General features: G+C 45.5%; 7 protein-coding genes. All 7 read right to left on the bottom strand.

Features of this window, described 5'->3' with window-relative positions:
- Positions 1–5 precede the first annotated feature (5 nt).
- From ABID99_RS15815 to ABID99_RS15845, 7 genes are read right to left on the bottom strand one after another with little or no spacing between them, the layout of a single operon-like run.
- A complete protein-coding gene (locus tag ABID99_RS15815) occupies positions 6–989 on the bottom strand; it encodes a tetratricopeptide repeat protein (RefSeq protein ID WP_373614302.1) in 984 nt (327 codons plus the stop codon).
- A complete protein-coding gene (locus ABID99_RS15820) occupies positions 986–2,047 on the bottom strand; it encodes a hypothetical protein (protein ID WP_373614303.1) in 1,062 nt (353 codons plus the stop codon). The genes ABID99_RS15815 and ABID99_RS15820 overlap by 4 nt, the downstream gene beginning before the upstream one ends.
- Positions 2,019–4,577 (bottom strand): DUF4157 domain-containing protein, encoded by a 2,559-nt coding sequence (locus ABID99_RS15825; RefSeq protein ID WP_373614304.1) that lies wholly within the window; start codon positions 4,575–4,577, stop codon positions 2,019–2,021. Before ABID99_RS15825 ends, ABID99_RS15820 begins: the two co-directional genes overlap by 29 nt.
- Positions 4,574–6,061: a contractile injection system tape measure protein gene (locus ABID99_RS15830; protein ID WP_373614305.1), complete on the bottom strand. Its 1,488-nt coding sequence runs from the start codon at positions 6,059–6,061 to the stop codon at positions 4,574–4,576. The genes ABID99_RS15825 and ABID99_RS15830 overlap by 4 nt, the downstream gene beginning before the upstream one ends.
- A gap of 9 nt (positions 6,062–6,070) precedes the next feature.
- Positions 6,071–10,249, bottom strand: coding sequence for a hypothetical protein (locus ABID99_RS15835; protein ID WP_373614306.1), 4,179 nt, complete (start codon positions 10,247–10,249; stop codon positions 6,071–6,073).
- An 18-nt stretch (positions 10,250–10,267) separates the two neighbouring features.
- A complete protein-coding gene (locus ABID99_RS15840) occupies positions 10,268–12,979 on the bottom strand; it encodes a hypothetical protein (protein WP_373614307.1) in 2,712 nt (903 codons plus the stop codon).
- A complete protein-coding gene (locus tag ABID99_RS15845) occupies positions 12,976–16,275 on the bottom strand; it encodes a baseplate J/gp47 family protein (protein WP_373614308.1) in 3,300 nt (1,099 codons plus the stop codon). Before ABID99_RS15845 ends, ABID99_RS15840 begins: the two co-directional genes overlap by 4 nt.
- Between the last annotated feature and the right edge of the window lie 5 nt (positions 16,276–16,280).

Here is a 16,280-nt window from a genome sequence, read left to right on the forward strand (position 1 = left end):
GAGGTTTAGTTTAAATTGTTTAACAGATCCAATTGCTTTTTGGCATGAGCGCCCCATTCGCCGGCATCATGCAGCAGGTCTTCAAAAATCATCTTTGCCTTATCTCTCTTATTTAAATTAGCTAACGCTATGCCCAGGTATAGTTTTCCTTTTTTGTTTTCGGGATGTTGTTCAAGCAATAGTTCCAGGTGTGCAAACGCGGCGTCAAAACGGTTAAGCCCAAGGCAAAGCACTCCTGTATTTAGCCTTATCTCCTCGTTTTCGGGGTCATATTCCAGGATCCGCTCGTATTCTGCCGCCCCTTCATTTAACTGGCCGCTTTGCAAATACGCAACCGCCAGGTGGTTACGCACGGCAATATCGGCAGGGAACAACATTAAATACCTGATCAGGTACCCTGTAGCCAATGCATAGTTTTTTATCATTAATTGCGACAGACCTGCAGTTTGCAAAGCCCTGCTGTTCTGCGGGTTTTCGGATAATACATAATCGGCCATTTCAAAAGCTTCATCATACCTGCCGGTTGAAAGGTAAACCTGCGCCAGTCCCATCAATAGATTTAAACTTGTGGGGTTAAGTTCCACCGCTTTAAGCCAACATGTTTCGGCGCTTTCCATATCAGCCGATAGCATATACAGTTTTGCCAAGCCCTCCCAGGCTTCAAACTGATCGGCCTTAAGCCTAATAGTTTGCCTGAAAGCGTTTAGAGCCTTATCATACTGGCCCAGCAAAACTTCGGTATTAGCCAAATTAAGCCATGCCGGAGCGTTTTGGCTGTCAATTTCTAAAGCACGTTCAAACAGCGGCTTCGCTTCGGCAAATTTATTTTGCTGGTAAAACAACATTCCCCGGTTATTGAGCAGGGTAACATTGGGTTCATTTAAATCGGCAGCTTTTGCATAATAAGCCTCGGCAGCTTCAAAATTGCCGTTAAGCTGCTGTATAGCACCAAGGTTTATCAGTTCGGTTAGTTGGCTTCGGTTGCTCATAACATTTCTTCTTTTACTTTATCTGCTATACCACCTGCTATATCAGAAATGCTGATTTCAGGATAGGTAACTTTAATATCATCGGTTTTCACATCAAACGGTTCGCCATCTTTATAGTGGATTGGCAGCGAAACTTTAACCTGCAGATCCGGGCCATAACTAAATGACGCCAGGTTTTTAGTCCACTCTTTTGAAATATCGGTGACCAAAAGATCAAGTTCGGCTTTAATAAATGCGTTTACATCAAACGTAAACTTAGGGTGTACCTCGATCTCACCCAAAGCGTTAAACTCAAACCCGGTTGTGGGCGACCAGGCCAGGTCGGCAGCCGCGCTTGCCTCACCTTCCAACCCTAATCCACCCACTATCTGAATACCACCGGTAACGCTGGCAGGCCCGATGCTCAAACCAATACCAAGCGCGGCTTTTAATTTTAAACCGGCATGTGCAGGGATCACAAATTTTGCCCCACCGCTGATCCGGGTATTTTCGGGATGTGAAGGATTAAATTCTATCTGTCCAAAAACGTCTTTGAGTTGGCCGGGGCCTACTGCGGCGTCAAAATCAAGGCCGCCATCAATAGTGGCTACGATACCTATGCTCTTAGGGCCAAGCGGGATGGCGAATATTGGAATCTGGATGGTTGGTACTTTGAACAGCTCTTTATTGATGCTCTTTTTAGGAAAAACATCAACCGCCGAAGGCAGGTCCAAACGGCCAACAACTTCAATTTCGCCGGCTGGGGTTACCCTCACACTTGCTGATGCCTGCAGCCAATCGGTAACTTTAAGCGTTAACTTACCCGAGCCATAGGCGGTAAACTTATCTCCTGCCGGGCCCGATGGTGTACCATCAGCGGCAATAGCTCGATTGGTTGCGCCAACAGTGACTTCGCCTGATACCCGGTCAGCAACGTAAGATGCCTTGCCTTCAATGGTCAGCGCGCCATCGTCATAAGAGATTGACAGCTCGGTATTGATCTTCGGTATTTTAGGTATCGCCTTACCATTGGCTTTTACATGGTAAATTTCATCCGGCCCCCGGGTAAACTTCAACATTCCCGCTGCCGCTTTGGATGCCCGGCATATTTTCGTCAAGAACGAAGCTGCCGCCGATAACCAATGTTTCGTTTCCATAAGTAACGTGGATCTCGGCGCTTTTTACGCCTTTGATATCAGGCTCGGCTGTTCCGGAAGCATTAAATATGTTGTTGGCATAATTTATATTGATATGCGCCGATTTAAGACCTTTTATTTTACCGGCAGGAATGCCAATATCTCCCGAAGCGCTAAATTCTCCATTACGATAGGAGGCTTTTATTTGTGCCGGATTGAAGGTTTTTGAGTCAAAATCAAAAGACCCCTCAAGCGCAAACTCTCCCGACGTGTTGGCCATAGCGCCAACTTTACCTTTACCCAGCTTCTTTATTTCAAAATTAGCTTCTCCCTTTATGCCGATTCCTGAGGTAGCTGCGTATACTTCAAGCGAAGTATTGGTGATTTTAAAAGGCGGTGGTACCTTGATCTCTCCCGAATTAAATACCTTACTTATTTTGATACCATCTTCATTAAAAATAATGTCGATAGCGGAACCTCCGATAATCGGAACATCGGTATTGATCTTGCCGAATCCTATCAAACCAGACTCACCGATATCTAACTCCGTTATTGTTATGGGGCTTAATCCCTTTGCCTTTAGCCCTGCACTTAAAGCCTGTTTTACAGCTACACCACTTAACCTACCGCCGTATATACCGGGCACCGGTTCTATTGGTTGTGTTGTGGATATCCCCGCCACAAACGCGTTATCCATGAATACCTCAATAGTAGCAGATCCTTTTGAACCCGCACTGAGTATCGTGGTGTTGTCTTTATCTTCATAAGAAATCTTTCTTATTTTCAGATTAGCACCGTTTCGCTTTATATGCCCTACCTGAACATTAACATCTTTCTCGGTTGTTTTACCCGCTTCAGGAGCCCATTTAATATTTTGTGTTGCTCCATATCTTTCGCTCGTGATCAGGGAAAGATTAGTGCTATCTATAAGTTTTGCTCTCGCTTTATCTGTATCTGAGAGAAATACCAATTTTTTAAGATGGTCGCCAGCCTCAATTTCACTTAACTCCCAGGCCTCTTTACCGCCGCTAATAGGCAAGCTCCCGTCAAGCGTTCCGGCAGTAATGGTATATTTACTCATTACCTCGGCTGCACCCGGCTTGGTTTGTCCGTCGGGCATGGTGGTAATGGCATTCAATGCTGCTTCAACTTTTGAGGTGATCTCTGTATTGATATTTGAACCAGACGACCTGTTTGCTGCGGCCTCAAGCATCCAAAGATTGGAGATGCCATCTTTTCCACCTAATTGTAACTCAACTTTGTGATCAACATCATAGCCATTATTTATTTCATGACCTTTATCGTTCCAAAACGGGCGTGCAAAAGTAGTCTTGAGCTGGGTAATGGAGCCGGTAAAAAGGTGCTTCAGGTTAGTAAGTTTTTTTTCCGACTCAAGCGTCATGAAAAAATTGGAGGCGTTAGCCTCTTTGGGGATCTCGGCCGTTTTTTTATTATTGAAAACGGTTTCAAAACCAGCTCCTTTGGTTGCAGCGTCGTTCCAATCGGCAAGGTGTTTGCCCGACCTCTCAGTTTTTTTGAAAGAATAATTAGTTGTTGAGCCAGGCATAAGGCCAAGTTTTAAGCCTGGTATGTTTATTTTAGGTACAAAAAGCGATTCCTTTGATGCTGTTGTATCAATCGGATTTTCGGCGGTAGCAACCTGACCTGCATTACCCGATACATCGCCCTTAGTTGGTTTACGCTGTATTTTCTTTTTTACTCCACTCCCCTGTTGTACCGTATGTGCCACTTCATGCGCCAGCAGGTGCTGCCCGGCCTGGCTTTGCGGATCATATTTACCCGCCCCGAAATAAATATCATTGCCGTGGGTAAACGCCTGTGCTTGTAAGTCGTTACTTAAACCGGCGGCTTCACTGTTGTTATGGATGCGTACCCCACTCAAATCCCTGCCCATTGCTCCTTCCATTTCCTCGCGGGTATTGGCAGGCAATGGTTCGCCGCCGCCTTTGCTGCCTTCAATTTTTTGCTGGGTTTGCGGTGATACATCCGGCGCGGCCGCCTGGCTGCTGCGTTTTAGCGTATTGCCCTCGTTCGGGTCGCCATCGCTTTCAAAAACAGGGCGGCGCTGTAATTCTTTATCAGCTCCGTTCTGCTCTTTTTCCTGTTTATCTTCCTTCTTATCTTCTTTCTTTTGCACAGCGGAGTTAGTTGCAGTGGCAGTGGCAGGAGCAGTTGCAGTAGTAGAAGCAGTTGCAGTGTTAGCTGCAGTTTTAGGCTGATTAATATGCTGAACAACTTTATCAGCCACCTGGTCGGCCTGCCGTTCAAAATGATCGCCAGGTTCATTCACCGTCATTTTACGCTGAACCTTATTCCCTTCAAAAAAGGGCGCTTCCTGCACCTGTTCAACATCATGAGCGGCAGAGAAAAAAGGATCTTTCCCTGCCCCCTGCTTGTTTGCGGGCTGGTTTTGTTTGGTGTTTGCAGGTGCTGCCTTTTGCGGTGTCTTCATTGCCATTCCACGTAAAAAGGTTCATTCATCCAGGGCAGTTTAACTACGCCAATGCCCCATGGCAATGATGAAAGCAAGATATCCAGGTCCATCCGCTCTACAATAAGGCGGGCAGGCTGTTCTGCTTCAATCAGTTTCCCGTTGCGAATTAAGAATGCCTCGCGCAAGCCGCCGGGCGATGTATTTTTTAATGCTTTCCAGTATTTTATCACGGTTCGGAGCATATTGTCGCCTTCATCAAGCATGCGTTGGGGTATTTCAACTTCACGTTCCAATGGCTCGTCAAGTGGCCACCGGCATAAAAATTTCTCAAAATAAAGGTCATATTCAAAGGCATTCACATTACCGGTACCTAAATAGTGCAGCAGGTGAACGGCCAGTTGCCTTGCGGGCAGATCAACAAAATCGTTATCCTGCAGCAAACCAAAATCTTTAAAGAAATACTCCAAAAACGGGTGCAGGATCACCAAACCGGCCTGGGCTACATAAGTTCCGGCAATTTCTTCTTCTTTTTTCAAGCTTGTTTCCGGAGTGTTATCGGGTGTGATTATGGGCTTATTACTTTGCTGTAGCGATTTATTTTCTGTTGATTGGATAACTGTTTCGGCTATTTGAATGAGGCTCATCGCAGAAATTGAAACAGAAGCTTTTAACTCTCCGGTTATTAAAGCGGTTAGCTTTTTCAGGATTGCACTATCACCAGCAAATTCACTATGGCCTGTCCGCAGGCAAATCATCAGCAAGAGCTTTTCAATGATCTGCCGCCCGGAGTCGCTATTAAATTCCGCCGGTAAAACCTCTTTAATGTTAGCGTGTATGTTTGTTGCTGATTCACCAGTTATCAAACGCCTGATTTCTTCAACAACAGCGTCGACCTTTTTTTGAAATCCATAAGTCTCGGCCTGAAGTAAAACCATTGCCAGCTTTTTAATAAAAGCCATACCAAACTGGCTGAATAACCTGGCTGCCGCAAGAGGTGAGCTCTTAAAAAGATTGATAAGTTTTGATTGATAAACGTTATCATTGATCAACTGCCCCGATAATTTATTCAACCAAACATTTTCCTGCTGTAGCCATTCTGTTGCAGCCACTGCGTACCAAGGAAGCCTGCCCGTGTTAAGGAAATAAACAAATACATTAAAGGCCTGCTGCTCTTCAGTAAGCAATGAATAGCTTATCTCGTTATCTTGCTCATCACCTACGGGTAATGCGGCAGGATTTAAAACCGGCTCAAGCACCTTAGCAAGGCTTGCCTGCAATTGTTCAAATACATCCTCCAGTTTACCCGAGCCCAGGTCAAGATCAATCTTATCTATCAAAACATGGGCAGGCAGATCCATATCATCCAGCAATTGCTCCAGTTTTTTGAGCAGCACCTGTTCAAAGTACCGCACGGCCTCGTCCTGCACCTTTTGGGCAGTGCTTCGATGCGATACTTCTATATCAAGTACAAGCTTATGGATGATATGTGTGCTTCCTGCCATAGCTCAACATTATTTAACAGTGCCCGGATCTGTAGTACCCGGATCTTTTTTGATAATCTTCGAAGCTATTTTGGGTGTCACAGGAGTTACAGCCGGATCTGTCTTCGGTGTAGCCGCCTGTGTTACAGTTGTACTCGTTTTAATCGCAGATGGGTCTACCGTTGGTGTTGGTGTTACCGATGGTGTTACCGCAGGTGTATCCCTAACTGTAATCACCGGCGGTACAGTAGTACCCGTTGGCGGCGTAGTAACCACAGGCGGAACTTTAGTAACTACCGGTGTAGTGGTTTCCGGCGGCAAGTGGGTAAGTACCGGAGTGGTGGTTATAGGAGGCAAAGCAACAGGCGGCGTAGGCGTAAACACGGCACGACACTTCTCAAACTTACCATTCACTGCTGTAAGTGTAATAACTGTATTACGGCCGCGAGGAAACTGGCGCATATCAAACACTTTTACTGCGTTTACCTCATTACTGGTAGTTCCATCGTCAAATGTCCATGTAAACTTAAAGCTGCCCGGATTAGGTGTTTTATTTGTTAAAGTAACCGTGGCAGCACCTTTTTCATTATCCATAGACACTTTATAGTCAAAAGAGGCCTGCGGATGTTCATGTATCATGAGCGTACAAGCAGGAACCGATTTGCCGTTCACCATAAAGTCGTTGATGCTGACATCATAAGGACCTTTCGATGGATCAACAACCCACTGGCTCCCCAATAATTTAACTGCATTTCCCGCTACTTTTGAGGTGATAATCCCTGTTGCGGGTTGTACGGCAGTGAAGTTTATATTACCCTCATCCGAACAAACTTCGCTGGCAGCTAACTGCAGGTCTACAGGTTCCTCAGGAATCTCTACTGTAATAGTAACCTGCTCAGAATCGGTACAATCATGGTTATTGGCAGATAAGATGAAGGTTAGTTTACCATCAGGGAATTTGGCACGAAGATCAGCATATTGGAAGGTAATGTTATCATCCGGTGTGGTAAGGTTAGCATGTACCTGTCCGTCGGGCATAGTCCAGGTGTAAGCAAATGTATCCCCTGCTGCCTGATTGGTTGTAGCCGTTAGCTGAATAAATACGGCAAACTGCGTGGTGTCACTTATGCTGGCCGCAGGTTTAACAGCCGGGTGTTTAAATACGGTAATAGTGCAATCGGTTGGCTGATCATTTACCGTAAATTTAATCTGCTGACCAAATGCACCGTCTTTAACTTTAGTTGTATCAAAATAGGTTATTGTGTCTTTAGTTACTACTGTAGTTTCAAAACCAGCCGAAGCCTTGATAACGCCATCAGCAGGACTAACTTTAAATTGCAGCAAGCCTTCATCCGAACATGCTACAGCCTTAGGCAAACTGAGCCCTACCTGTGGCTTAGGCATAATGAATGCTACCGGCGGACAATCGGAACAGCACATATACGGCAGGCAGAAATCGGCAAATACTATATCGGCAGGCACATCGGGGTTTGCAGCTACAGCTCTTGATTTTCCCAGTTCGAGCGCTAAGGCCTGAGTTTTCTTGATGATCTCGGCCTCATTTGTCGGGGTATACTTACGTTTCGACCGTCTTTCATAATATTTTACAGCATCGGCAATGTCATCATACTCGGTATTTTTGGCGATATAAACCATCACGTCGCTATCACTTGCAAAACCTTTTACAAACTGCTGTTCGCTTTCAAGCGCCTTTAACCTGTCTTCGAGCGGAAATTTGTCTGAAGGGGTAGTTGGACTGGGTGCAGCTACCGCGGTAGCATAAACCATTACAAAGGTACCACCCGCCGGCACACCTGCCAGGTGTTCTAACCCGGTATGATTAGCGGCATAGGCCGAAAAGGTAAGCTGTTGCAGCAGCTTGGTTTTGCGGTCCTGTATTTCCTTTAATATTACGGCAAGCGCCTGACCTGCACAGCAATTTTCAGATAAGCGCCATAACTGTAATTCATAATCATCTTCATACCCTTTTCGTACATAGTCGCTTTTAGCAAAAATCTGGCGGCTTTTTTGAGCAGCCAACTTTACTTCATTGCAAAGGTCATCCAGGCGGGCTGTAAAATTATCAATGGTATCTTCGTCAATATCAACCAGCCTGTCGGGTAGCCACTGGCTTATGTTACGGGTACCGGCTATCATACGCACAGGGATATCCACAGCAATAGCTTGTTCATATGAACCTGTTGCAGAGGTATCCACAGTTTTGCCTGCGGCATCTGCATAGTCAGAAATACTGATGGCCCCGCCCTGCCTGCGGATCTGATCTACATAATAACCTATACTGCCTTGAGCAATATTGATATTATTGTCAACCGCGTCGATGCCGCCGTCCATCACATATTTATCGGTGCTTTTATTGATCGCAAATCCGCTGCTTACCTGCTCACGTGCAGTTGCCTGTATTTCGCCGGTATCCGCTGTTTTGGCAGCAGCCATTCGCATTTTAGGTGTGGCTGCTTCTTCCTCATTGGCCAATTCCAGTTTCTGCTGGGCCGCCTGATACCGGATCTCATTCGCCACCGAATAACCTGTTTTGGTATTAAAGCTTGAAAAAAACTTGCTTACATCACCATAAAGGCAATTCTGCTCTGCCTGGAAAGCTTTTAATGTAGCCTCCAGATCATTAAACTGGCAGGCATAATCATCGATATCAATATCACTAAGGCTTACATCCCCCAAACGGATGGCAACCACATCAAATGGCAGGTTACTGTCTTGCCTGATCTTATCAACCGCCGCAATAGCCTCGGTATATTTCTTGCCGATATGCCCTTCAATCCTGAAAAAATTATTGGAGTCGATTGAATAGGCGAGCGGATTTACCACCATATCATTTGCGGGCGAATAAGCTCCGGCATTATAACCAAGGATCAGCTTATCTGTGCCCTGCAGCCACCGGTTATAACTCCACTTTTGAGCCAGGTCGACCGGTTTGCCGTAATAAAAAGGGATAGCCCTTGCCTCTAAAGGTTTACTGTTATCTGTAGATGGTGTTATTTTCACCACCGGGCTCGGAGGCAGCGTAAACCCGCTGCTCATAACGTTCAGCCTGTCGAGCAGGTTAATGGCAATGTTCAGCTTATCTTTATTGGCGCTGATAGCCGGCGAGGCATAAAATTTATGGCGATATGGCGTTGGCTTGGCCGTAGGCGTAACATTTAAAGCACCCAGCATAATATGTTTGGGGAAAGCATAAATATTGGGGCAGCACTGGTAAATGATATCCGAAAGTATAGCCCTCAATTCATTATACCCGGTTAACAGATCTTTGTAAAAATCATACAGATATTGCGCCTGCATTGGGGCTGTAGCTTTACTCAGCGTTGTATTGATATTGGCAACGATACTGGTAATAGGATAAACAGATTGCGGATCGAGCGCGAATTTGAATGTGTTGTAGAGCGTTTGAACAGCACTTGATAAACCACCGGCACCATCATTTGCAATTTTTGAAAAGGCAGCGGTAAGCGCTGATGATGAAGCGGTAGTCTGCTTATTGAAAAACACCCGTTTTGCCGCCAGCACAGGGGCATCAAAGTACGCGTTATAAGCATTGAAATACTTTTTGTAGATATCGTCATAAATAACCTCCGAACCGGTTTGCTCAATGATCTGGTTCATATCTGCCTGTGCAATAAGCAGCACTTTGGGTTTGGCTACCTGCTTGCGGCCCTGATTGTCGCAATCAATAGCCGTACAGGCATCCGGATCTTTAGAATAATACTCCAGGTAAAGCAGGCCGTACATTTCGGTAAGTTCCTTACCAGCCTTTGATTTAAAATTGGTGAAGGCAAAACTATCAACCGGGAAAGCGCCTTTATCATCGGGTGTTACCAGCTCCCATAAAGCCATTTGTGCGGCATCGGTGCCCATGGGATAAAACGGCGGGTATTTGATCAGCGAATTATCATAGGCCCTGAAGTTTTTATAGGTTGTTTCGGGCATGTAAAGCAAATCGCCGTCGGTAGTTACGCCGCAGCCCTTGCCTATGGTTATGCCGTTGGCATCGCCTTTGAAACTTAAGCCGCATACCAGGCCAACACCAATTAAACAGGTACGGGTAAGGCGCTGCTGATCTTCAAAAAACTCTACAATATCATTCAGCTGTTTGGCTGTAAGCACCTGGCTGTCAACAAAGGAGTTATACTCTAAAGTTATATCGGTGAGCTTTATGTTGGTTACTGGTGGCATGGCTTTTTCATTTAGGTTTTAACTGTTATTATTTGTGCCGCCCTGCAAGGTGCCAAGGCTGGTTTTGTTCAATATTATCGGGTTGGTTTCCTGGGTATCATCGTCGCAATCGCTTAGCTGGCCCTGCTGATAAACAGTGTATAGTTTTTCAAGTACATCAATAAATTTGCTGTTCAATACAGGGTCTATAGGCGTATCGGTACTTACCGCTATGTGTTTGGCAGCAAGCCAATCTTTATAAACCGCTTCAAAACCAACCATCTGATCATGCCCGATGAAACAGATGCGCGGCAACACATGGGCCGGTGTTTCGGTGCGGATGAGCCGCTCGGCATAGGTTCGGAAGGCTGTGTTTCGCAACCTTACGCTGTACCCCGGCAGTATCACACAAATCCGGAACGAATATGGATCAAGCGGCTCGCAGTACACACCGTTTGGATCAAGGCAAACCGGCATAAACTGGTGGTGGGTACTATCATCGCCGGTATAATCAAATGGCGGGCGCAGCAAGATGTTCTCAATCACGTACATGCCCTCCATCTTGAAATCGTTCTGCATAAATTTGATGATAAATGCTATCTCGGTTTCGATGGCGGCAGCGCTGAACTCCATATCATTATGGGTAAGCAAAGTACCCGCAGAGTTGGCTATGTTATATACATATTTACCGGCGGTAGCTCCCGGACTTAAGCGGTAATTTTCCCTGTCGCAGGCCAGTACGGATACGAGGCCAAGATCTTCATAAGCATCAATCTCCTTCAGGAAGTTGGCATTACCCTTAAATTTCACCACACCAAGCTGCGATATCGTCCAGTTATAATGCAGAGCATCTGCTTTAAACAAAAGGTAATCTTCAACACTTAGCTGCTGCATTTTATAGTTGGAGAAACCCAGCAGCATTGAGATCCGTTTTTCCATGCCCGATACGTTCACCAGTTGCTGATCCGGTGTTTTGGCGTTGTACAAATCCATCCCGCTGCCGCGGCAAATGCTCATCTGGTCATAGTCTTTCAAAAACTTAACCTTATGCCTGATGATGTTGCGCTGGTAATCTTCACCGTAAATGCGGTACATCAAAAAAACATATTCGTTAAACTGTTCGGCAAAACGGGCCAGCAAATGGTCGAGGAATTTATTTTTCCGTTCGGGGTAGTTATCCTGCCCGGTTTCTTTAATTACATCATCAACCGTTTTTTCCCATTGGGCATAACCGTCCACAAGCTTTTCTACATCCCTGATGCCATTTACCGTGTTACTGAAATAGGTTTTGCGGATGCTGTCGTCGGCAGTAAGCAAAATCCGGGCATTTGAAAGCTGGGCGAAGTAATTGGCCAGCACCTGGTCATAAAACAGCAGGTAGCCTTTCAGCTGTAAGGCCAGCGACCTTTGCTCAGTTGTAGCAGTTTCAGGCAGGCCCAGCGGCGAGATACCGTAATTTTCAGGAAACTGATTTTGCAGGGTTTCATAGTGCCCTATATCCCTGTAATCGCCTTCGGGTACCGGCAAATCAACTATCTTTTTAGCCTCTACATTGTCCTGCCAGTCTTTCCGAAGCTGGTTTAGATCTGCCTGGGCTTCGGACTGTTTCAGTTCGATAGGCACCACATCCTTATAAAATGTGAATGACGAGTTGGTTTCGCATAAAACAGGTTTATGGCCATCCTGTACACAAAGTAGCCATTCGTTTGATTTATAGATCTTATCGGCAACCTCGCTCTGCGGCGCGGTACAGCCACAAAAACCAAAGGAAATTCTTTTCACCAATCGTACACCGTCAATTTCCATGATAATGCGGTACAGATCAGACAGGCGCACCTCTGTACGCAATTGCGAGGCCGCAAGTTCGGCCGGGATGATGAATCCTTGTTTTGTAAATTTAGTATCAATGCCCTGCAGGTTTTCAAAATCAAGCACCGGACCCTCAAAAATCTCGTCGGGCTGCATGCCTTTATCCAGCAATTCTTTAAGCAGGTAAAATTTAATATCGGGTGTAAGGTATTGCTCAATATTAAACATGATCTGCGCCCAGATCAATTCCGGATCGGCCTGGGGCTGAAGCTCAATTTCGGCGCATATCACGATCTCCTGGTTTTCGACCGCCTTTACCTGGTCAAGGTCCTCGCACAACTCACGGAAGTAATGGTATACCGATTTTATTTGTTTGATGATGTCATCCTGTTTGGCTTTGATCTTAGCTGCATCGCCCCGCAGTTCAGGAAAATCCTCAAAATCTATCAGGATATCGTTGATGCCTTTTAGATCGAATTTAACCTCTTTACCGGTCAGGGTATTTTCACCGGGTTTGGCATAACGCAGCAATGGTTTACCATCAGGTTGTTTATAGTTAGCTATAATACTATGGGGCGATTTTTTGATCCAGGCATTCCGCACACCATCTATCCGCACAAATAATTGACGGTAGTCGTCGGGCGTAACCGGGTAAGTGGGGAGTATTTTTATGGCAGATAAGAACTGCTCATGCATACTGCTGGTATTGTCGTGATCAACCGCCAAAATATTTTCAACGGGCAGGGTAATGCGGTAGTTAAGATCGGTAAGCGCATAGCAAAGCATCTCAAGCGTGGTAATGCCCGGATCATGCGCGTTATAATCCGACCAGATGGCACTGGCCAGGTCGCGGATATGCTGCATACCTTCGGTGCGCAAAGTATTATACTCGGGCCCAAGGCTGGTATCAATTTGTTTCGGTATGGTTAACTGATCAATCATGGGCATGTAGGTATGGTTTTGGTATCAATTAAATGTTGCTTTGCCGATACAAGGATTGCCTTTGAATTGCCTGCCTCCAAAACATCGGGGTTTGCGGGCCCCGATGCTGTGAAGTACATCTTAAAATCGACTATATAATCAACATAGGGTAGTTCTTCAATAAAGCGGATCACCACACTTTTGTACAGGATGCCGCCAAAATCAATATCGGCATTACGGTTAAAAGCCCAGGGCGACAGGTAGTTGATCACATCGGTATTCAACTTAGCTGCGTATAGGTTTTCATCCAGCCCGAAGTAAAATTTCACCTTAAAATCAAGGATTACCTCTTCATAATCAGGATTAATAGCCAGCAGGTCAACATGCATAGAATTTAAGCCCGACAGGTATTTGGTGATCTCGCTCAGGGTATTTTTGCTCACGCGGGGCTTAAATGGATCAAAACTGATCTGGTTACGGATATCGGGTATGGCCACCACCCTTACGCTGCCCGGGGCAACTTCAATATTATCGTTGGTATGGTTAAGGCATTTAACCCTGAACACCTGCGGAAACTGCGCCATTACCAGGTGCTCATAATCCCAAATGGTGATAGCTCTGTGTTTATGCCTTAAGCGTTCGCTAACCCTCAGGCGAAAAGCGCCATCATCTTCCGGCAGTAAACCGCCAAACGAAGCATATGGCTGGGTAACCGATTTGATTTGCGGCAGCCTGTCGACCAGTTTGCTGATTGTACCTGCGGGCAACCCGGTTTCCAGGTGCGAAAGTTCATTATCATTATCGGCAAATTCGGCTTCGGCAGCCTGGATATGTACGTTGATGAATTTACAAACCGAATCTATCGTTACTGCAGTTGGCAGTTCAACCCCGAGCCAGGTAAGGCTTTGGTTTAGGAATGTATTGTTGGTTGTAGCACCTTCGGGGATTAAAAATTTGATGATCCCCGAGCGTAAAAAATCATTGGTATCATCGCTGATGATATTCCTTTTATCCAAAGCAAGCCATTCATTGCCCGATAAATAATACCATTTAGGTTGAATAGTATCCGAGAACGAGGGAGCAAGCGCGTCTTCACTGCCCTCGGCTACCTGGAAAAGAATACTGGCTACAGACCCCTTTTCGATACCTCCAATGCCTATGTAAAAAGCGGCAAGATCAGGAGCTTGTGGTATGGCTGTGATATTGCCATCAATAAGGCCGTGATATTGTTTTTTGAGGAAAGCATGCTGTTCGGCCTGGCCAAATGGTGTTTCGTGAAAAAATTGGACGTTATGGTTCACGTAGTCATTCAGCAAACCTGGGTTATCATTACTGCCGGTCAAATCATCAATCTTATTTTTAGCCGATGCCTTGTAATCGAGCTTTAGCGATGCTATTTCGGGAGTATAGGGTTCTTTAGGAATAAGCGCGGCCCTTGTTGTATCTGTCATGGCAGCGGCAAACAATTGCGGATATATACTATGCATAAAATCCTTTGCAAGGCTTATAAGGATATAATTATCCTTAACTCCTGCTGAGAAATTCTCGGTTTGTGTTTGAAGTGTGGTAGCAGTTTGCTGAAAACCAACAAAACCCAGCACCGGGAAAAACATCTGCATAGGTTGCACATACTGTTGCACCAACGCCTTTTCGGCCTGCGGCCAGCTACCCTGTTTAAAAGAGCCCGATACATTAAAATACAGGTATTTATTAATAAAATAAGGTGCGGGATTTACCGCTTGCTGAACGCCATCCGGCTTAAGTGTAAAGGTATTATCGAGCACATTGATCTCGCTGCCTTCGCTTGGGAACAATGCACCATTTTTGATATAGGCTACTTTTGCTTTAAAATCACTTTTGGCAGTTATCACCCTCGAGGTCCCCGTAGTATCGGAAGCCTCATTACTGGCGTTAATGTTATATGCACCGGGACTTAATGTCGACTTGAGATAATCTGTACGATAAGCCGTATAATAACTTTTCAGATCATCAGGTACGCCTTTCCAATCTATATGAGGCGTAATTTCTGTCCACTCTTTTTGAAAGATCTCAGTACTGCCGATGTATAGGGTTGAGCCAACTTTTGGCAGTGCGCCAAAGGCAAAAAAGGGCTTTGATGGGTCAACTTTACCGTTATCATTTTCAACAGCCAGGTTTTTCATGCCCTTCACAGTCACATCTATCTGCACATTATTGAGCTTAGCTTTACTCAGCGCAACATAAACAGGATAGGCATTATCCTGAACACTCATCAGCAGGCGGATTACCGGGAAATCGGTTTTATAATTTTCTTTATGAATAGCCTGATCATAGGGCACAACAGCCTTAGCCTTTGCCGGTATATTTACTGTAATAATAATTTGCTGCTGATTAACCTTAAAGGCATCTGTAGTTGGAAAATCGGCCTGCAGCCACTCTTTTTCGGATGTTAAAAAAACCTTAAACAGTTGGGCAAGCAGTGCAGGATCAATAGTAGTACCAAGCCCCGAAAAGTTGAGTGTTAAAGTTATGGTACGGTCACCCTCGCTCATGAGCAATACTTTTGATGCAAAAGCAAAGCCCATTGATGCTGTTGGCCAGCTCTTGCTGCCAAAAGGATTCCACTTAGGTACATCATCTTTAAAAGGTGTACCCAAACCATCGGCCGAAAAAGTAACATCGGCATAGGCTACCTTCTTATCCGCGGACGATTGGTACCAGCTTTTCATAGCCGCTATAGTGGCGCTGTTTACAGCCAGCTCTGCGTTTGTTTTAAAAACAACCGGTTTGGGTTTGGTGCTTTTATCTTTACCGGCATCAAGTGGTGTGCCTTCCGGCAACAGGAAACCGGTGAGGTTACGGGCAAGCTCAAATATTACATGTACCTTATCGGGTACTTCGGGGCGGTTACGCAGCTGCAATACCCGTTTAAAATAAAAATCAAGGTGCCGGCCGGTAAACTGGTTCAATGCATCTTCCGAATGCTGTAAAAGCATAATGAAACACATAAACAGGGCCAGGTGCGGTTCAACATCGCTTTTGATACTTGAGTCGGGAAAACCCAGGCCGGCATTCTGCATTTTAACCTCAACCTGCTTCAAAAAATCCTGCAGCGCTTTTTTATCCTGGATGAAAAACGGTTTCCAATCGCCCTGGGGGTAATTGCTGTCTTTCAAAGTATAATAGTTTATTTTATCGGCATAAGCAGCCGCGAACGTCAGCCAGTCTTCCATGCCCAATTCCTCAATTGGGGCGCTTGCTGGGTCAAGCGCTTTCAGGAAGCGCTGTGACTGGCTTGAGCCATCACGTTGAAGCGGATTTTTATCGTTACAGGCCATGGTTA

It is taken from the genome of Mucilaginibacter sp. OAE612 (genome assembly GCF_041806395.1).
Lineage (GTDB): Bacteria > Bacteroidota > Bacteroidia > Sphingobacteriales > Sphingobacteriaceae > Mucilaginibacter > Mucilaginibacter rubeus.